The organism is Spongiibacter sp. IMCC21906 (assembly GCF_001010805.1).
In the GTDB taxonomy this organism is placed as follows: Bacteria; Pseudomonadota; Gammaproteobacteria; order Pseudomonadales; family Spongiibacteraceae; genus Spongiibacter.
This window is the reverse complement of record NZ_CP011477.1, coordinates 1,794,428-1,812,593: the sequence shown is the minus strand read 5'-3', so window position 1 is coordinate 1,812,593 and position 18,166 is coordinate 1,794,428. Positions and strand designations below refer to the sequence as shown.

14 protein-coding genes are annotated in these 18,166 nt (G+C 51.3%); 7 read left to right on the top strand and 7 right to left on the bottom strand.

Annotated features, from left to right (window positions below):
* Positions 1 to 6: 6 nt before the first annotated feature.
* The 3 genes from IMCC21906_RS08285 to IMCC21906_RS08270 form a co-directional block, all read right to left on the bottom strand.
* Positions 7 to 4,101 (bottom strand): non-ribosomal peptide synthetase, encoded by a 4,095-nt coding sequence (locus IMCC21906_RS08285; protein WP_052763445.1) that lies wholly within the window; start codon positions 4,099 to 4,101, stop codon positions 7 to 9.
* Between the two features lie 458 nt (positions 4,102 to 4,559).
* Positions 4,560 to 5,552 carry a sulfotransferase gene (locus IMCC21906_RS08280; RefSeq protein WP_047011773.1) on the bottom strand — a complete coding sequence of 331 codons (993 nt, stop codon included), beginning with the start codon at positions 5,550 to 5,552 and terminating at the stop codon, positions 4,560 to 4,562.
* Between the two features lie 462 nt (positions 5,553 to 6,014).
* On the bottom strand, positions 6,015 to 6,332 hold the full coding sequence (locus IMCC21906_RS08270) for a hypothetical protein (protein WP_047011771.1): 318 nt from the start codon (positions 6,330 to 6,332) through the stop codon (positions 6,015 to 6,017).
* A 297-nt stretch (positions 6,333 to 6,629) separates the two neighbouring features.
* Here IMCC21906_RS08270 and rimO point away from each other — a divergent pair, with 297 nt between their 5' ends.
* From rimO to IMCC21906_RS08245, 5 genes are all read left to right on the top strand, one after another.
* A complete protein-coding gene (gene rimO / locus IMCC21906_RS08265; protein ID WP_047011770.1) occupies positions 6,630 to 7,946 on the top strand; it encodes a 30S ribosomal protein S12 methylthiotransferase RimO in 1,317 nt (438 codons plus the stop codon).
* On the top strand, positions 7,943 to 8,677 hold the full coding sequence (locus IMCC21906_RS08260) for a 16S rRNA (uracil(1498)-N(3))-methyltransferase (protein ID WP_047011769.1): 735 nt from the start codon (positions 7,943 to 7,945) through the stop codon (positions 8,675 to 8,677). The genes rimO and IMCC21906_RS08260 overlap by 4 nt, the downstream gene beginning before the upstream one ends.
* Before the next feature lie 250 nt (positions 8,678 to 8,927).
* Positions 8,928 to 11,576, top strand: coding sequence for an aconitate hydratase AcnA (acnA, locus tag IMCC21906_RS08255; RefSeq protein WP_047011768.1), 2,649 nt, complete (start codon positions 8,928 to 8,930; stop codon positions 11,574 to 11,576).
* Between the two features lie 79 nt (positions 11,577 to 11,655).
* Positions 11,656 to 11,979: a DUF6489 family protein gene (locus IMCC21906_RS08250; RefSeq protein WP_047011767.1), complete on the top strand. Its 324-nt coding sequence runs from the start codon at positions 11,656 to 11,658 to the stop codon at positions 11,977 to 11,979.
* A gap of 36 nt (positions 11,980 to 12,015) precedes the next feature.
* A complete protein-coding gene (locus IMCC21906_RS08245; RefSeq protein WP_231580238.1) occupies positions 12,016 to 13,605 on the top strand; it encodes a bifunctional GNAT family N-acetyltransferase/carbon-nitrogen hydrolase family protein in 1,590 nt (529 codons plus the stop codon).
* Between the two features lie 13 nt (positions 13,606 to 13,618).
* Here the strand turns inward: IMCC21906_RS08245 and IMCC21906_RS08240 are convergent, their stop codons facing one another.
* A complete protein-coding gene (locus IMCC21906_RS08240) occupies positions 13,619 to 14,506 on the bottom strand; it encodes a bile acid:sodium symporter family protein (RefSeq protein ID WP_047011766.1) in 888 nt (295 codons plus the stop codon).
* 117 nt (positions 14,507 to 14,623) lie between these two features.
* On the opposite strand from IMCC21906_RS08240, the gene IMCC21906_RS08235 reads away from it, so the two are divergent.
* Positions 14,624 to 15,727, top strand: a complete 1,104-nt coding sequence (locus IMCC21906_RS08235; protein ID WP_047013265.1) for a hypothetical protein — start codon at positions 14,624 to 14,626, stop codon at positions 15,725 to 15,727.
* A 53-nt stretch (positions 15,728 to 15,780) separates the two neighbouring features.
* Here IMCC21906_RS08235 and folK read toward each other — a convergent pair whose 3' ends face one another.
* Genes folK through tsaD form a run of 3 tightly spaced genes read right to left on the bottom strand, consistent with a single transcriptional unit; the run spans position 15,781 to position 17,715 of the window.
* Positions 15,781 to 16,290, bottom strand: a complete 510-nt coding sequence (folK, locus tag IMCC21906_RS08230; protein WP_156166017.1) for a 2-amino-4-hydroxy-6-hydroxymethyldihydropteridine diphosphokinase — start codon at positions 16,288 to 16,290, stop codon at positions 15,781 to 15,783.
* Positions 16,283 to 16,657, bottom strand: a complete 375-nt coding sequence (gene folB / locus IMCC21906_RS08225; RefSeq protein ID WP_047011764.1) for a dihydroneopterin aldolase — start codon at positions 16,655 to 16,657, stop codon at positions 16,283 to 16,285. Before folB ends, folK begins: the two co-directional genes overlap by 8 nt.
* A gap of 17 nt (positions 16,658 to 16,674) precedes the next feature.
* Positions 16,675 to 17,715 carry a tRNA (adenosine(37)-N6)-threonylcarbamoyltransferase complex transferase subunit TsaD gene (gene tsaD, locus IMCC21906_RS08220; RefSeq protein ID WP_047013264.1) on the bottom strand — a complete coding sequence of 347 codons (1,041 nt, stop codon included), beginning with the start codon at positions 17,713 to 17,715 and terminating at the stop codon, positions 16,675 to 16,677.
* 218 nt (positions 17,716 to 17,933) lie between these two features.
* Between tsaD and rpsU the strand changes: the two genes are divergently transcribed.
* Positions 17,934 to 18,149, top strand: a complete 216-nt coding sequence (gene rpsU / locus IMCC21906_RS08215; protein WP_047011763.1) for a 30S ribosomal protein S21 — start codon at positions 17,934 to 17,936, stop codon at positions 18,147 to 18,149.
* The last annotated feature ends 17 nt before the right edge of the window (positions 18,150 to 18,166 follow it).

The window sequence follows — 18,166 nt, the reverse complement described above, 5'->3', positions numbered from 1 at the left end:
CGCTTATCAAGCCTGCATCGCCGCTTCGGGCTGCAAAACATCGTTTAAAACTGGCCCCATCACATCTGTCGCAACGTCTTGCAGCATCTGTTGATGGTCACACTCCAAGGTATACACAATCAGCTCGCCATCCAGTGCTGTTCGCCAGGCTTCTGGCTGATGGTGAAGTAGCTCACCCATCGCTACTTGACTGCTATGGGCCGCCTGAAAAAACAAAATGTCGGCCGTCAGCGGACCGGGTTGATAATGCCGGACAAGTTCAAGATTGTTTTCAATGACCTTGCGCATACCGCTCACAATATCAATATCGGCACGCTGCATTTCTTGCACTACAGGCAAGTCAAAAATAGCGTATTCCCGACACAAAAACTCGGTGAGTTGATCCATCGTCTGGGGCATGGCTTCGCCCTTACTGACATCCAGATTCAAAAACGCCAGGGCATTTTCCACCAATGCCAATTCGTTATTCCATACCTTGTCAGCACGCTGCACAAAAGGGTAGGCATCGAGAATAGCTAACATGCTAATGCCTTCACCTGCGGCTTGCAGCTGCCGGGACATTTCATAAGCGATAATGCCGCCCATTGACCAACCCAGAAAATGATAAGGCCCGGAGGGCTGAACTCGGCGGATCTCACGAATATAATCAGCGGCGATATCTTCTATGCTTTGCGGCAGCTCACCCTCGCCATTCAGCCCCTTGGCTTGTAACGCGTAAAGCGGTCGGTCATCAGGTAGATGACGACTTAACGACGCATACCCCCAGCCCAAACCAATCACCGGATGAATGCAAAACAGCGGCTCACTACTGCCACCTTTCCGTAAGGTCAGCAATCTGTCGAGGGGATCTTTAACGGGGCTTTCTGAATTCCAGCTCGCTTCAAGTTGCTCTGCTAATTCGGCAATGCTAGCTGCTTCAAAAATCGCCACCATTGGCACGGGCTTCCCGGTAATATCCCGAATGCGCGATACCATTTTGGCCGCCATTAAGGAGTCGCCACCCAACTCAAAGAAACTGTCGTGAATGCTCACCCGCTGGCATTGAAAAATCTCCATCCACAGGATTTCCAACTGACGCTCAAGCTCATTACGGGGAGGGAAATACTCAGTTTTTACCAGCCACTGAGGCTCGGGTAAGGCCTTGCGGTCGAGCTTGCCATTCACATTCAAAGGCAGGGAATCAACACTGACATACACCGCCGGCACCATATAATCTGGCAGTACCGCCTCCAAAGACTTTCTTAACGCAGCTGGATCAAAACTGTCTTGCTGATCATCCTCTGCTAATAAATACGCCACCAAGCGTTTTTCACCCGTTGGATCTTGTCGCAAACTCACCACCGCTTGCTGAACCCCGGCGCAGGTCTGTAATTGAGCTTCGACTTCTTCTGCCTCAATTCGAAAGCCGCGGATTTTCATTTGAAAATCATTGCGGCCTAAATATTCCAAAACGCCGTCTTCTCGCCAGCGGGCCAGATCGCCAGTTTGATACATTTTTCCTGTAGCAAAGGGATTATCCACAAAACGCTCGGCGGTTAATTCCGGTCGATTCAAATACCCCTGCGCCACGCCGGCGCCACCAATATACAGCTCACCAATCACCCCGAGGGGAACGGGTTGTTTACTGCTATCGAGCACATACACCTGGGTATTGCGAATGGGCTTGCCGATGGGTGGCGCAGACAGCGTACTTTCCACATCGCCCCAACTTAGCTGCATTGCGGTAGACCACACCGTGGTTTCTGTCGGCCCGTATAAATTCACCACCCCGCGGCCCAGCTGTAATAGTTGTTTAGCCAGGTTAACCGGCAAGGCTTCGCCGCCAACCAAGGGCTTCAGACCTTTTAATTCATCGAGATGGTCCAGCAATAGAGCCTGCCAATGTGAAGGCGTGGCCTGCATAACTGAAACATCACAGGCTTTAATAATGCCAAAAAGCCGGTCTGGGTCTCTCGCAGTTTCTTTGCTACACATCACCACCTGAGCACCGATCATTAGCGGCAGATAAATTTCTAATGCCGCAATATCGAAAGAGATAGTGGTTAAGGCCAGCACTTTATCCTGCTGAGTAATCTCCAGCAGTTCATTCATACCCAATAGAAAGTTCATTAAGCTGGCATGGCTAATGACCACACCTTTTGGCCTACCGGTCGACCCCGATGTATAAATCACATAAGCGGGAGATTCGCTATCGATAATTCCAGCAGGTTTCACTTGATGAAAAGGTAGTGCGGCCCAATCCAGAGCAGCCAAATTTAAACAACGTTCAACACCTTCACCTAAGGCTTCGGCTATTGTTTCAGTACTGATTAATAAACCAGGCTGGGCTTCTTGCAGAATCATCTTCAGGCGCGGTGCGGGCTGCTGGGGATCCAGTGGGACATAGGCCGCTCCCGATTTCATAATAGCTAACAACGCCACCACCAAATCATTGCTTCGAGGCAGCGCCACGGCAATATAGTCTCCGGGGCCCAAACCCTGAGCGACTAACTCCGCGGCCAATTGATTGGCACGCTCATCCAGCTGCTGATACGACATACGCTGACCATCGCAGAGCAAGGCAACGGCGGATGGCGCTGCCACAGCTTGCGCGGCAAAAGCTTGATCAAAACGCTGCTCCGCAGTGGGGGCTGCCGTTTGATTCCAGTCATACAATAACTGCTGCCGCTCTGCTGCTGACAGCAAATCAATATTGGTGATCGCTTGTTCAGGAGTGGCCAGCAAGCCGCTCAGCAAACGCTGCAAGCGATCACGATGCTCGTCTAATTCCTGTTGCGAATACAAAGACGGATTGGCATCCAGATCGATACGCAGGCCTTTTTCGTCACCACGGTCGTAAACAAAAAACGTGAGATCTTCGATAGTGCCATTGGACATATTGTGAGCAATGCTAGGATGACCACCAAATCGCAAATCGTAATCAAAGGGTTCAATATTGACCCCCACCAAAGAGATTTGCTGCCCCTTTGCCAATAACCCCAAGTCACGACGCAGCTCTTCGTAGCGATACTGTTGATGACGCAGGGCGCTACGAACCACTTTAGCCACCTGGCCAATTAGCTCACCCAAAGTAATATCTGCCCGCATTTGCAAACGAATAGTGACCGCATTGGCCATCATGCAAGGAATTTCCCGCATGGCCTTGCTACTACGGCCAGAGACAGGCATACCAAATACCAGATCATCCTCACCGGTATGGCGATAAATATAGCTGGCCATTAGCGCGATCAAGACTTGGGGCAAGCTGCCGCCACTAACATCACCAATCTGGCGCAACGCCGCCGACTCAGACACACTAAGCCGGGCCGTACTGCGACGAAGTCCACCACCCGCCTTAGCGCTGCGGCGAGACAAAGAGCTGGGTTCGGGCAAAGCTGCCAGGCGCGTCGTCCAATAGTCTTTATCCCGTTGAAAACGGCTGGATTCCCGGTAGTTTTTTTCCAGCGCCAACTGCTGCTCTAGACCGGGGAAAGGATTGGGGCCGGGGTCGCGCCCTTCTAAGCTAGCATTATAAAGTTCTGCCACTCGCCTGCTGAGCAGCCCCGCAGAGAAACCATCTAAGACAATATGATGACTGCGGTGATACCAAAAATACCGATCCTCCGCTATTTTAAACAGCGCACAACACCACAGCGGATCAACCGCAACATCAACGGGCTGTAATAACTCATCCATCATCCAACGTTCCGCAGCCGCTTTAGGATCTGATTGCTGACTCACATCGACAAAGGGGACGGGACGAACACTGACCGGCGCTAACAATTGATAAGGGCCATCTTCGTCATCAATAATTTGAACTCGCCAAATTTCGGCTTCATTGGCAACACGCTTAACAGCGGCAATGAACAAGCCAGGATCAACTGGCCCTAAAATTTCGCAGTATTCAGCCAAATTAAATGTGGCGTCCTTAGGGCCAATTTTGGCGCCCATCCACATTCCTCGCTGAGAAACAGACAAAGGCAAACGTCGCATAGCAGACTGCCATTCTTGAACCGGTTTAATGCCTTCCAAAAATTGCCCCCGACCCACAGAAAAATACGCGTCATCAAGATTAGCATTTTTTGTATCCAACTGAGACGATTCTGCAATGCGCCTTTTCATTTAATCCCCCTTTCCCATCGATCAAAAATTTCAGGCAATAGAAACCCGTGCGCTGTTTTTAATAGCACAAATAAATTAAAAGCTAAGTAGAGCTGCTTTTTAAAAAACGGCGTTGACTCGTCTAAATAACATCAAAACACTCTATTTATCGAGACAAACTTGACCAGGGAGCACAACTGCTATCAGCAAACGCTACAATCTGAGACTTAGCGAGTGATAAAACCGTACTCACTTTCTATAAAGATACGATCTAATTTTTGCAGTACAACTGCCCCATTCATGTATTCAAAATAATATTTAACATCACTACTAATTCACACTGAGCAATCATTGTGCCCAGACATAAAAATAAAACCCTATGGTTTTCAAAAACGAGTGCCAATTCACAAACACAGAAATAAGTATCTAAGCTGTTGGACTTGCTGCAACAAAGCGTAATTAAAATTCAAGCAAGGCGTCTAAAGCACGCCTCGCGTCTTCAGGTAAGACATCAATTTACTCTCATACCCTTGTAAAATAGGGTTTAACGAAAATCGTTGTCGTACATTCATCGTCAGATCAGCATTCAGCAACGGCAGGGACAACAGGGGTTGCAGGTTTGCCATGACAGCTTGGGGATCAGCAACCAACTGCTGATAATCCACCTCAACTGCTTTATCTTTAGGTAAATTATCAATCTCTGCACGATAACCCGCCAATTGCACAGCAAGGTTTTTGCGCATAACAGGCCGCAACAGCCTGGCCATCGCATTGCGGCCAATAAGTTTTCGTACCAGCCTCAAACCGCGCCATAGCACATAAGCACCCCGATAACTTTGCCGGTTACCACTCGGGCTCAGCAGTAACTCCAGATAATGTTGTGGGCTTTCCAGATAAGACAGCATGGCGTTTAACATGCTGTTAAGCACTGCGATGGGTTCTCGGTTAATGTAAACAAATCGCGCTTGCGGGAAGTGTTTTAAAATGGTCTCCGCATTGCCAGTGTCCCATGGATTTTTGAGGAGCACTGCTTCACTGCCCTTTTGCACATACAACAATTTGCGGCACATCTGGTCAAAAAATGGCGCATTTTTGTCACTGAATTTAAAACTGGAAAATCGCTGCCGCAATAAAAATCCATATTCTTCTACGCTATCTGCGTTCACTTCAGTGCTATCGAGCCCCCGATCACCCACCCCCAATGACAACAAATAATTATTCAGCAGTGCTTTGTCTTTGTTCTCGCAGCCATCATCACTTTTATTCGCCAACAGACGGTCATAATAGAAAAGATGGTAAAGGCTGAGATTTGCCAGCGGAAACGACTTAGCCATACAGCTGTATAAAAACGTCGTGCCAGAGCGGTGCAAACCCATAATAAAAACAGGCCGGACCACGGTGCTGTCGAGCTGCGATAAAAAAGGCGCATCTTCATTGCTAAGCGGAAAATCAGGATCTAGAGTTTTTGTCATACACGCATCCATACAACTTGTTTCGGCAATACTCGGCAAAGACCTTAGCACCAAGACATTGAAATTTTGTGGCAGCCACAACGGCTACCACCTTATTGAAGACTGACTTTTATACGATAGGGAAAACGATAGCAGCTAGTAGCTGCAGGTATTGGTCCAATATATCCCACGCAGCAAGCTCCGCGCAGGAGCGCCATCTTTTGGGAGATGACATTAAATATCCAGACCATTTTTTTAAAAATGTGCAGTAGCGCCAAGTTCCGTTGGTGCGTGTTGAGGAATATCTATTTAAATGTCATAGCTATGAGCTGGCGCAAGGCCGTTCTGATAATCGCCCAACGCGGAAATACACGGAGTCTAAAAGCCAGAGATGCAGTGAATACCAAGCTAAGTAAGCTCGCCCCACTCACATACCGAACGAGCGCCAATGCCGGAAGAAACTAAAATAGGAGGGGTTAAGTTTCATTCATACTGCGAATTAATATTGAGTACCTCCTGCCACATTAACCGCTGACAGGCATCGGGAAGATCGTTCCAGTGAATGCGACGACCACTGCGGCTTTTAGGCCTTCCCTCAAAACTATCAAGCAAGGCATACACGTTTTTGCGATCTAGACCCGCCAGCAAGGTGTAAGCATGGCCTTGATCGTCAACAATAACCGTCATATAACGATCTCGAGCATCTTCGCCGTTATCAATGACGAACTCTATATAATCATCTAGTGCATCCTCATCGGGAAGTGGCAACGACAAAGAAGCGTCATTTGGAGACTGAATCATTACTCATCCTTTCCATCAAAAAACCACCGAGTCGCCCTTTACCATCAAAAGCGCTAAATGAATAAAGTGCTGACCTCAAGCTCGATTCAAGCAGAAAGACGAGGTGTTTGCCAACCGCAGTGTTACGGATACCTCAACAGCCCCGCCCGTCCACTCAACACAAAGCCAAAACTTGCCAAGTCTCACCATAGGCGCGGCGACAGCAATCCGCTAAAATGCGCGACTTTCTACTGGAAGATGCCGCAATAGCGTACCGTCTTCCTGCAACGTCCCCCGGGACAGATCACGAGGTTACCTATGGCCACGCCCCCTAAAGTCGGTTTTGTCAGTCTGGGCTGCCCCAAAGCGCTGGTCGATTCAGAGCGCATTCTTACCCAGCTACGTACCGAAGGCTACGACCTGGTACCCAGCTATAACGACGCCGACGTGGTTGTGGTCAACACCTGCGGTTTTATTGATAGTGCCAAGCAAGAATCGCTGGATGCCATTGGCGAAGCCCTGAAAGAAAACGGCAAAGTTATTGTTACCGGCTGTATGGGTGACGACGCTAAAATTCGTGCCGTGCACCCCGACGTGTTGGCCGTCAGTGGCCCCGCCGCTTACGAAGAAGTGGTTGGCGCCGTACACGCGTGGGCACCACCGGCAAAAAACCACGACCCCTTTGTCGATCTCGTCCCCCCTCAGGGTATCAAGTTAACGCCTCGGCACTATGCCTATCTCAAAATCTCTGAAGGCTGCAACCATCGCTGCAGTTTTTGCATTATCCCGTCCATGCGTGGCGACCTGGTTAGCCGCCCCATCGGCGATGTCCTGGAAGAAGCCAAACGTTTGGTGGATTCTGGCGTCCGCGAACTGCTGGTGATCTCGCAGGACACCAGCGCCTACGGCCTCGATTTAAAATACCGCACCGGCTTTTGGAACGGTCGTCCAGTAAAAACCCGGATGTTGGAACTGTGTGAAGCGCTGGGCGAAATGGGCGTTTGGGTACGGCTACATTATGTCTACCCCTACCCCCACGTCGACAATGTAATTCCACTGATGGCAGAGGGCAAAATTCTCCCTTATTTAGACATCCCCTTTCAGCATGCCAGCCCCAAAGTGCTAAAAGCGATGAAACGGCCCGCTCATCAAGAAAAAACCCTGAGCCGCATCAAAGCGTGGCGGGAAGCTTGTCCTGACCTAGTGATTCGCTCCACCTTTATTGTCGGCTTTCCCGGCGAGACGGAAGAAGATTTTCAAATGCTGCTGGACTGGCTACAAGAAGCCCAGCTTGATCGGGTCGGCTGTTTTGAATATTCCCCCGTTGATGGTGCCACCGCCAATGAGCTGGAAGACCACGTGCCCGACGATGTTAAAAAAGACCGCTGGGAACGCTTTATGGCCGTCGCCCAGAAAATTTCCACCGCACGTTTACAGGCAAAAATTGGCAGCCAGCAAGAAATCCTGATTGATCATGTCGATGAAGAAGGCGCCATTGGCCGCAGTATTGCCGATGCCCCAGAAATTGACGGCAAGGTCTACCTCGATGGCGTAACCGACGTGAGCCCCGGTGATGCCTTGGTGGTGAATATCATCGGTGCCGATGAATACGACCTTTGGGCCGAGCCGGCGTGAATTTGATTCTGCTCCAAGAAAACGACTTTCAAGACCAACCGAGGTCTAACAACGACCCAGCAAAAGTCATCCTCTTGGGACAACGCGCGCAACATATCCAACAGGTATTAAAAGCCGAAGTGGGCCAGCAGCTTAAAGTTGGCCTGTTGGGTGGCCAGCGCGGTATGGGCACGGTGCGGAGCATTAAGCCTATGCAATGCGAGCTAGACGTTAGCTTAAATTCCCCACCCCCGCCCAAGCTACCACTGACATTATTGCTAACGCTGCCGCGACCCAAAGTCGCCCGACGTATCATCCACGCCGCCACCGAGCTGGGCGTATCAGAGATCATCCTTCTCAACAGCTATCGCGTCGAAAAAAGCTATTGGCAAAGCCCACTGGTAGACGACGCGCATCTTCACAACGCTATGTTAGAAGGCCTGAGTCAGTCGGGCGATACCATGTTACCTACCTTGCAGCGACAGCGTTTATTCAAGCCTTTTGTAGAAGACCAACTTCCCGAGCTGTTACAGCAGCGCCGGGGCCTGGTTGCCCACCCCTACGCATCGCCGCTGGTCGCATCTACACCGTTAACAACCCCTACCCTGTTAGCGATTGGCCCCGAGGGAGGGTTTATTCCCTACGAATTTGAAAAATTGTTGGAAGCAGGATTGCAGGGCTTCTCGCTTGGGGAGCGTATCCTCAAAGTAGAAACCGCCCTCCCCACGCTTATCGCTAAGCTTTTTTACTAAGCCCTTAATCCGTGGCCATGATCGGCACATTGTTTCACAAGGCCTGTGTTTAGCAGTGCTGTCGCCTCCCACTGAACACCCTTACCCGCCGACATTTCACAGCAATCCGTCTTTTAGTGCTCGCTGATTTCGCATCTTTGCTGGCCCCAGTTGTATTCAGTGATCAGCCGAATGCATAACGCCCCTGACGATTTCTCGAGAGCTATGCTAGTGTAGAAAGGTAAGTACGGAGAGCCTAAAGGAGTTTGCCATGCAGTCGACTAAACCATTGTTGTCAGACTTAAAGTGCAACGACACGCAATACCGCTACTATGATCTCAACAAACTGGACGATAGCCGGGTAGATAAACTGCCCAAGTCCTTAAAAATTCTGCTGGAAAATCAGCTTCGCCATTTCGACGGCAAAAACATCGGTGCCGATATCATCGCCGCGTTCTCTAAGTGGGTCGATGAACCCAGCGGCGGCGAAGATCTTAATTTTTCCCCTGCGCGGGTGTTAATGCAGGACTTTACCGGGGTACCGGCTATTGTCGACTTGGCAGCCATGCGCGACGCTGTAGCCAAACGCGGCGGTGACGTTACCGCCATTAACCCACAGATACCCGTCGACTTGGTTATTGACCACTCGGTCACCGTCGATCAATTCGGTTCACCCCAAGCCTTTGGCGAAAACGTCGCTAAAGAAATGGAGCGAAATGTTGAACGCTATCAATTTTTAAAATGGGGACAATCTGCCTTTAAAAACTTTAACGTAGTGCCGCCCGGCACCGGCATTTGTCATCAGGTCAACTTGGAATATTTAGCCCAAGTGGTATGGCACCGCGAGACTGAAGACGGTCTTACCGCCTTTCCAGATACGGTATTGGGCACCGACAGCCACACTCCCATGGTCAACGGCCTTGGCGTTTTGGGCTGGGGAGTTGGTGGTATCGAGGCAGAAGCGGCATTACTGGGCCAGCCTTACTCCATGATATTACCTGAAGTTGTCGGCTTTGAACTGCAGGGCAAATTGCCCGAAGGGGTCACCGCCACTGACCTGGTCTTAACCGTTGTGGAAATCCTTCGCAAAGAAGGGGTGGTGGGTAAATTCGTAGAGTTTTTTGGCGACGGCCTGGCCCAGCTCACTGTTGCTGACCGGGCAACCATCGCCAATATGGCGCCAGAATATGGTGCCACCTGCGGCTATTTCCCCGTGGATGAAGCCACCCTCGACTATTTAGAATTGAGTGGCCGCCCCAAGGAAGTACTCAATCTGACCGAGGCCTACTGCAAAGCCCAAGGGCTGTGGCGCAAGCCCGGCGACGCTCCCGTATTCAGCAATACCGTCAAGCTGCAATTAGAAGATGTAGAACCCAGCCTGGCTGGCCCTATTCGGCCTCAAGACCGAGTGGGGCTAAGCGGTTTAAGAAAATCGATGGAAGAGTTTATCGAGCTCAGTGGCAAAGATATTGACGAGTCGTCCACCATCACCGAAATGGAAAAAGAGCTTCATCACGGTGATGTCGTCATTGCCGCTATCACCAGTTGCACCAATACCTCCAACCCCGATGTGATGATTGCGGCAGGCCTGGTGGCTCGCAAAGCCCGGGAGCGCGGCCTACGGGTTAAACCTTGGGTAAAAACCTCACTGGCACCCGGCTCCAAAGTCGTCAGCCAATACTTAGCAGAAAGCGAACTTCAAGAAGATTTAGATGCCTTGGGCTTTGATTTGGTGGGCTATGGTTGCACCACCTGCATCGGTAACTCGGGGCCGTTGCCAGACCCCATTGCCAAAGCCATTGACGCCAAAGACATGGTGGTATCGGCGCTGCTGTCGGGCAACCGCAACTTTGCGGGACGAATCCATCCCCAAGTTAAAGCCAGCTGGTTGGCGTCGCCTCCGCTGGTGGTCGCTTATGCGCTGGCAGGCACCACCCTGATCGACCTACAAAGTGAAGCCATTGCCGAAGATAAAGACGGTAATAAGGTCTTCTTAAAAGACCTGTGGCCCAGCAGCGCCGAGATACAAGACGTTCGCGGTCTCGTGAGCGGTGCCATGTATCGCCAAGCCTACAACGATGTTTATACCGGTACCGAAGAATGGCGAGCACTCGAGATTGAAGCCAGTGATACCTATCAATGGAAAGAAGACTCCAGCTATATTCGCTGCCCGACCTTTTTTGAAAACTTAGAAACCCAAGACTATCTCTTTCCGGAGGTTCGCGGCGCCAGCATGCTCGGTTTATTCGGTGACAGTATTACCACCGACCATATATCCCCCGCTGGCAAAATTTCCCTGGATAGCCCCGCCAGCCATTACTTGCAAAGCTTGGGTATCAAACCCGACGACTTTAACTCTTACGGCTCCCGCCGAGGTAATCACGAAGTCATGATGCGGGGCACCTTTGCCAATGTTCGACTCAACAACAAATTGGTAGACAAAGAAGGCGGCTACACCCTCGCCCCTAACGGTAAAGACGTGGTGAGCGTTTACGATGCAGCAATGAAACACATCGACAACGGCACCCCTCTGGCTATTGTTGCGGGCAGCCAATACGGCACAGGCTCCAGCCGCGACTGGGCCGCAAAGGGGCCTTTATTGCAGGGTGTCAAAGTCGTCATTGCCGAAAGCTTTGAGCGCATTCACCGCTCCAACCTCATAGGCATGGGGATTGCGCCCATTGAGTTAGATGGCGAGGTAAACCTGGAAATGCTGGACCTGCAGGGCGATGAGCAAATTGATGTTATCCCCTGTGACAGCAAACTTAGCCCCAAACAAAGTGTGCGAATTATTTTCTCCCGTCAGGGCGGTAGCCGCCACGAGGTCTTGGGGCGTTCACGCATTGATACCGGCCAAGAGGTAGAATATTTCCGCCACGGCGGGATATTGCAATACGTTTTAGCGCAGCTACAAAAGTGAGACGACACCGGTCGAAACAAGCTATGCGATAGCTGCGACCGGTGGCATACTCAAAGCCTGTTATGTGGGGAGCAGCAAAATGAAGATAAACCTTGAAGTCGAACTCTCGCCTGAAGAGCTACGTCGATTTATTGGTCTTCCTGACGTGCAACCGTTTTGGGATGCCGTGTATAAGCGCGTGTCGGACGGCGACTCAGAAATGATCCAGCAAGTCGCCAAAACAGCCTTCACTGAAGGCTTGAAAACCGTCGACCTCTCAGCAAGAATCCTTAAATCTCTCAGCGCCTATGCCACTAACCGGCGTGGCGCTGACGCCGAAGATGATGACGAGGAAGACTCGCCAGTCAAACCCAAACAAACCCGCCGACGTCCCAGTCCAGCGAAAAAAGCCGCATCCAAATAAGAGTCAGCCGGCGCATTTAATTACGAGTTGTAAACCATGATGAACAAATCCAATTCCGGCGGCCAAAAGCTCACCGCCTCCGGTAAAGTGCTGCGGGTGCGTGGCGCCCAAGTTGCCGATATAGCCTCCATTGCAGAGCTCTCTAAGCGGGTTTATAACGGCACCGGCATCGACCCCTATTCCCGGGCCGAATTGCGCGGCCAGCTCAACCATTTTCCCGAAGGGAAGTTTGTCGTCATGCTAGACGATAAAGTGGTGGGCTACTGCGCCACGTTCCGGGTAAGTGGCGAAGTATGTTTAAAACCCCACACTTGGGAGTCCATCACCGCCGATGGCTACGGCTCACGACATGATCCCGACGGCGAATGGCTATACGGCATGGAAGTCTGCGTAGACAAAGACGTGCGCGGCTATCGCATTGGTCAGCGACTGTATAACGCCCGCAAAAAACTCTGCGAATCGCTGGGCCTCAAAGGTATTGTCTTTGTAGGACGTTTGCCGGGGCTGGCTAAACGCATTCGCCGCTACGGCTCTGCCGATGCCTACCTCGAAGCTGTACAGGCCAAAAAAGCCAAAGACCCCGTTCTGTCATTTCAACTGCAAAACCGCTTTGAAGTGCTCAACCTCGTTCCCGGTTATCTCTCCACCGACCTGGACTCACTCGGTTACGGCGTGCACCTGGTTTGGAAAAACCCCTCCATTGATACCGAAGCCAGCGATGCCCACATTAAACGCTATGGTGGCCGCCAGCCCGACACGGTCAGAGTTGGCACCGTGCAATATATGCAACGCCGGGTGCATTCCTTTGTCGAGTTTATGTCGTTTGTTGAGTACTTTGTGGATGTTGTTGCTGACTACAAAGGCGACTTTGTGGTCTTTCCAGAGCTGCTCACCCTGCAGCTATTATCTATAGAAGACCAAGAACTGACACCGATCCAATCCATCGAAGCCTTGACCAAATATACCCCACGCTTCACCGAGGCGATGCAAGACTTGGCGGTACGCTACAACATCAACATTATTGGTGGCAGTCACCCTACTCGGGTGCCCAACGGTCGGGTAGAAAATATTTCTTATGTCTTTCACCGGGACGGCCGCATTGACGAGCAACCTAAAATCCACCCCACCCCCAACGAGGTGTTCTGGTGGAATATCGAAGGCGGTAACGACCTGAATGTCATCGACACCGACTGCGGCCCCATCGGCGTATTAGTGTGCTACGACTCGGAGTTTCCCGAACTGTCTCGACACCTGGTGAACCAGGGCGCAGAAATTATTTTTGTGCCCTTCTGTACCGATGAACGCCAAAGCTATTTGCGGGTGCGTTACTGCTGCCAAGCTCGGGCGGTAGAAAATCAGGTATACGTGGTCATGTCAGGCAATGTAGGCAACTTGCCCAATGTCGCCAACATGGATATTCAATACGCACAGAGTTGTATTTTAACGCCCTGCGATTTCCACTTTGCCCGGGATGGTATTGCCGCCGATACTACGCCAAACGTGGAAACGGTTGCCATTGCCGATCTGCGCCCCGAGGCGCTGCGCATTGCCCGCAATAGCGGCACCGTGCAAAACCTCAGAGACCGGCGTCACGACCTGTACCAAACCAAATGGCGAGGAAAATAAACCAGGCAAATTATCAGGCGGTGGCATCCACCGCCTGACGATGACGCAAAAATCGAACACCCGAGTAACAGCCCACCACAAACAGCATCAACGCCCCGTATGTCGCCGGCACCATCCCTACCTCTTGGGCACCTAGTACGCTGGTCGCCACAAATACCGCCACCGAGGTATTTTGCAAACCCACCTCGATGATTATCGTGGTTTCCTGCTGGGCATTTAGTCGCCCTAGCTTGGCAATTATCCACGCCACACACATCACCGACACCATAAAGAGCATCACCAAAACACCCATGGTGGAAAGGTTTTCCAGTAATAATTGCCGCTGGCTAAACACATACGCCAACAGTACAACCAGCATCATTAGCGCAGTAAAAGCACGCACTTTGCTCTCTGAGCGAATGGCAAACATCGGAAAAAAATGCCGTATCAACATGCCCACAGCAATCGGCGCGACACAGAGCATTAAGAGCTGCTTCGCCATCAGCGCCTTGGGAATACTCACATTCCCCACCGCATCAGCAGACAGTAAACCAGCGGCAAAAGTCAGTACCAACGGCATAGTGAACGCAATAAGAACACTATTGACGGCAGTTAGCCCCACCGACAACGCCACGTCAGCTTTTGCCGCAAAAGAAATCGCATTCGAGGCTGCGCCACCCGGGCAAGTAGATAACAACACCAACCCTAAAGCGACATGCCCGGGCACGTCGATAATGCTCACCAGCGTCACCGCCACCAAGGGCAAAAACACCATCTGCCCTAGCAAACCCAACACCACCGCCTTTGGCTTTTGCAGCAGTACCTTGAACGCGGCAGGGGTTAAACTCATCCCCATACCAACCATAATGGTAATCAACGTAATGGGAATGATTACAGTGAAGAAAAACTGGAAAGAACTCATTATTATTTTCTCAAAAACATCACAGGTCTTATTCGGCAGCTAACTTAGCGCATTGTTTAAGCGATGCAAAGCCTCAGCCGTATCCTGAAATGCAATGCCTCGTTATACTTTGCCACTATGAAAACACCCTCAGCAAAAACCTATCTCGTCGGTGGCGCCGTCCGCGATCAATTACTTAACTACCCTTACTCTGACCGTGACTGGGTAGTGGTGGGCGCCACCCCACAATTGCTACTGGATCAAGGCTATCAGCAGGTCGGCAAAGACTTTCCGGTGTTTTTGCATCCACAAACAAAAGAAGAGTATGCGCTGGCAAGAAAAGAGCGCAAACAAGGCAGCGGTTACCACGGTTTTATTTGTGACTTCGGCCCCGAAATTAGCCTGGAAGAAGATTTAAGCCGCCGAGATTTACGTATCAACGCCATGGCTAAAGACGATGACGGCAATATCGTCGATCCTTTCGGCGGCCAACAAGATATTGCAGATCGGGTATTACGCCATATCTCCCCTGCCTTTAGTGAAGACCCTTTGCGGGTAATCCGGGTGGCTCGTTATGCTGCTCGCTATGCGCATCTCGGCTTTAAGGTTGCCGACGAAACCATGGCGCTCATGCAAACCATGAGCGCAGGTGGCGAGCTGAAAACCATTGCCGCCGAGCGTTTATGGGTGGAATTTAGTCGAGCATTATCGGGTCGCAACCCTCAGGTATTTCTGCAGGTACTGGTCGACTGTGGCGCCTTGCAAAGCCTTTGTCCCCAGTGGCCACCCGCACTTAGCAACCGCGTTCTGCAAGCATTGTCCGCTGCTGCCGAGCAGGCCTTATCCGTGGATATTCGCTTTGCCATCAGCTGCGCCGAGCTAACAGTGGACGAGTGTCGACAGCTCTGTGAGAGCTTGCGCAGTAGCAAGGCCGCCCAACAGTTAGCCCAGCTCTATGCTCAGCACATCCCGTTGCCAACCCTAACAGACGCCGACGCTATACTCGCCACTTTAGAACGTTTTGATTACTTGCGCCGACCCGAATTATTGACCGACTTTACCGCGGGCGCAGCCCTGCTTATTTCAGAAAATACCAAGCCCGCATTAAATATGCTGAAACAAGCCGCCACCCAAGCGCGACAAATCCAGGCAGCCACACTGATCGATCAAGGAATAACAGGCAAAGCATTGGGGGAGGCACTGCGACAGGCTCGGGTAGAAGCCATCGGCCGCATTCTTTAATTCGCCTTTCTCATCAAGAACACATCATAGAATGAAGGGCTTAAAGTAAGGGCTTAAGGTGTAGAAATACACCGCCCCTGCCATTGAAAGTCCACTGGCCACAATTTTTGAGAGGAGGAATAATTCTGCCAAAGCTGTCGATAAGGTCGTTTGGCAACGGGGTGTTCCCGCTCAGGACTCAATTCGCTTAAGGGCCACAGCACAAAGGCGTTGTTTAACACCTCCCCTCTGGGAAGCTCAACACCATCGACCACACCCACCACATCATCGTATAGCAGTAAGTCAATATCCAGGGTACGAGGGCTGTATTTGGCGGCATTGGGAATGCGGCCATGATCCACTTCAATCTCTCGAATACACTGTGACAACTCGCCTACTGACAGCTCAGTGCTTAACGACACCACCATATTCAAAAACAGGCTGCCCTCAAAACCCACCGACTCACTTTCAAACACGCGGGACAAGCCCAATGATCCAAAACGGTCACTCAACGCATCCAAGCCCAAACTAAGGTGCCGGTAACGATCGCGATTACTGCCCAAGCCAAGAAAAACCTCAGCCACAATCGACGCCGCCCTGCCTAACGCCTCGTTCAATAATAATGCCCACATCAGCGGCGCGACTGAGTGCCTGTGGTTTACCCAGCTGTAGGCGCAACCAAGGCACCGAGAATTCGTTCATCACCAAGGCAGCGCACTCTTCAGCCAAGGTTTCTACCAGTTGATACTCGCTGTTTTCAACAAAGGCGATCAAGCGCTCGCTGACGTCTTTATAGCTGACGGTCAGGCCGATTTCATCAATGGCTGCGGAAGGGCGAATATCCGTCGCCATTTCCAAGTCCAGCACAACGGGCTGGCGGTGCGCGCGCTCAAAGTCAAAAATCCCAATGACCGTGTCAATTCGCAAACCGCGAATGTAGACAATATCCATCTCTTATAATCCTGATCTTAATCCTGATTGCTCGGCACTGGCGGCAGTTCATCCATTGGCCAGCGAGGCCGAACCTTCAGTGACAAACCCTCGCTTGCGCCACCCATTAAACGACAGCTACCAGCATAGGCAATCATGGCACCATTGTCGGTGCAAAATTCGGGTCGGGGGTAATACACTTTACCGCCAAATTTGCTTAACTTTTCTTCCAGCTTTTGGCGCAGCTCAATATTCGCGCTAACGCCACCCGCAATGACCAAACGGCTGAGATTTTCTTGCTGTAGCGCCCGGCTGCATTTAATCACCAAGGTATCCACCACAGCTTGCTGGAACGCGGTCGCAATATCAGCCTGGTCTTTAACGCTCAACACCCCGTCACCTCGGCAGTCCGCAACAGTATTAAGGGTAAAGGTTTTTAAGCCACTGAAACTAAAGTCCAGGCCCGGCCGGTTCACCATGGGCCTGGGAAAGGTAAAACGTTTCGGATCACCCGTTGCCGCCAGTTTGGCAACCGCCGGACCACCGGGATAGCCCAGCCCCAGCATTTTGGCAGCTTTATCAAACGCTTCACCCGCGGCATCGTCCAGCGATTCACCCAGCAGGCGATAACGGCCAATACCCTCAACCCGCACTAACTGGGTGTGACCACCCGATACCAACAAGGCAATAAACGGAAACGCCGGCGGATCAACCTCAAGCATGGGCGCCAGCAGGTGCCCTTCCATATGGTGCACCCCTACCGCGGGCACACCCCATGCATACGCTAACGACCGGCCCGTGCAGGCACCCACCATTAGTGCTCCTGCCAAACCAGGGCCTTCGGTGTAAGCCACAGCATCAATATCTGTCGCGACCAGCTGGGCTTCAGCCAGCACCTGGCTTACCAGCGGCAGCAATTTGCGAATATGATCCCGAGACGCCAACTCCGGCACAACGCCACCAAATTCGGCGTGCAAGGCAATTTGGCTATAGAGAGCATGCGCCAGCAAACCGGCCTCGCTATCGTAAATAGCGACACCAGTTTCATCACAGGAGGTTTCTATTCCTAATACCCGCACAACACTGCCCAAAATATCGGTTAATAAAGAAGGAGCGCATGATACTGAGTTCAGCCTACCCACACCAGCGGCGCTAAAGAATATCTCTTTGTTAGGCTTTGCTTTTTTCCGCATCAAGGTATAGAATTCTGCGCCCTTAGAGGTGTGACTTCAGAGAAGGCCACATCATGTGCAATAAAGACGCAACTTTGCCCACTATATCAGGACAGGTTTAACGAATGCCTTCAGTGAAAATCAAAGAGAACGAACCATTTGATATCGCCCTGCGCCGCTTTAAGCGCTCTTGCGAAAAAGCCGGTGTATTGGCAGAAGTACGCCGCCGCGAATTTTACGAGAAGCCAACTGCAGTGCGTAAACGCCAAGCTGCCGCGGCAGTAAAGCGCCACGCCAAAAAAGTTTCTCGCGACACCAAAAAGCAACAACGTCTCTACTAAGAGACCATTGTAGCTTA

Excerpts from the sequence above, each read along its gene's own strand:
- IMCC21906_RS08285 (WP_052763445.1), bottom strand. The coding sequence starts at position 4,101 with ATGAAAAGGCGCATTGCAGAATCGTCTCAGTTGGATACAAAAAATGCT.
- IMCC21906_RS08280 (WP_047011773.1), bottom strand. The coding sequence starts at position 5,552 with ATGACAAAAACTCTAGATCCTGATTTTCCGCTTAGCAATGAAGATGCG.
- IMCC21906_RS08270 (WP_047011771.1), bottom strand. The coding sequence starts at position 6,332 with ATGATTCAGTCTCCAAATGACGCTTCTTTGTCGTTGCCACTTCCCGAT.
- rimO (WP_047011770.1), top strand. The coding sequence starts at position 6,630 with ATGGCCACGCCCCCTAAAGTCGGTTTTGTCAGTCTGGGCTGCCCCAAA.
- acnA (WP_047011768.1), top strand. The coding sequence starts at position 8,928 with ATGCAGTCGACTAAACCATTGTTGTCAGACTTAAAGTGCAACGACACG.
- IMCC21906_RS08250 (WP_047011767.1), top strand. The coding sequence starts at position 11,656 with ATGAAGATAAACCTTGAAGTCGAACTCTCGCCTGAAGAGCTACGTCGA.
- IMCC21906_RS08245 (WP_231580238.1), top strand. The coding sequence starts at position 12,016 with ATGATGAACAAATCCAATTCCGGCGGCCAAAAGCTCACCGCCTCCGGT.
- IMCC21906_RS08240 (WP_047011766.1), bottom strand. The coding sequence starts at position 14,506 with ATGAGTTCTTTCCAGTTTTTCTTCACTGTAATCATTCCCATTACGTTG.
- IMCC21906_RS08235 (WP_047013265.1), top strand. The coding sequence starts at position 14,624 with ATGAAAACACCCTCAGCAAAAACCTATCTCGTCGGTGGCGCCGTCCGC.
- folB (WP_047011764.1), bottom strand. The coding sequence starts at position 16,657 with ATGGATATTGTCTACATTCGCGGTTTGCGAATTGACACGGTCATTGGG.
- rpsU (WP_047011763.1), top strand. The coding sequence starts at position 17,934 with ATGCCTTCAGTGAAAATCAAAGAGAACGAACCATTTGATATCGCCCTG.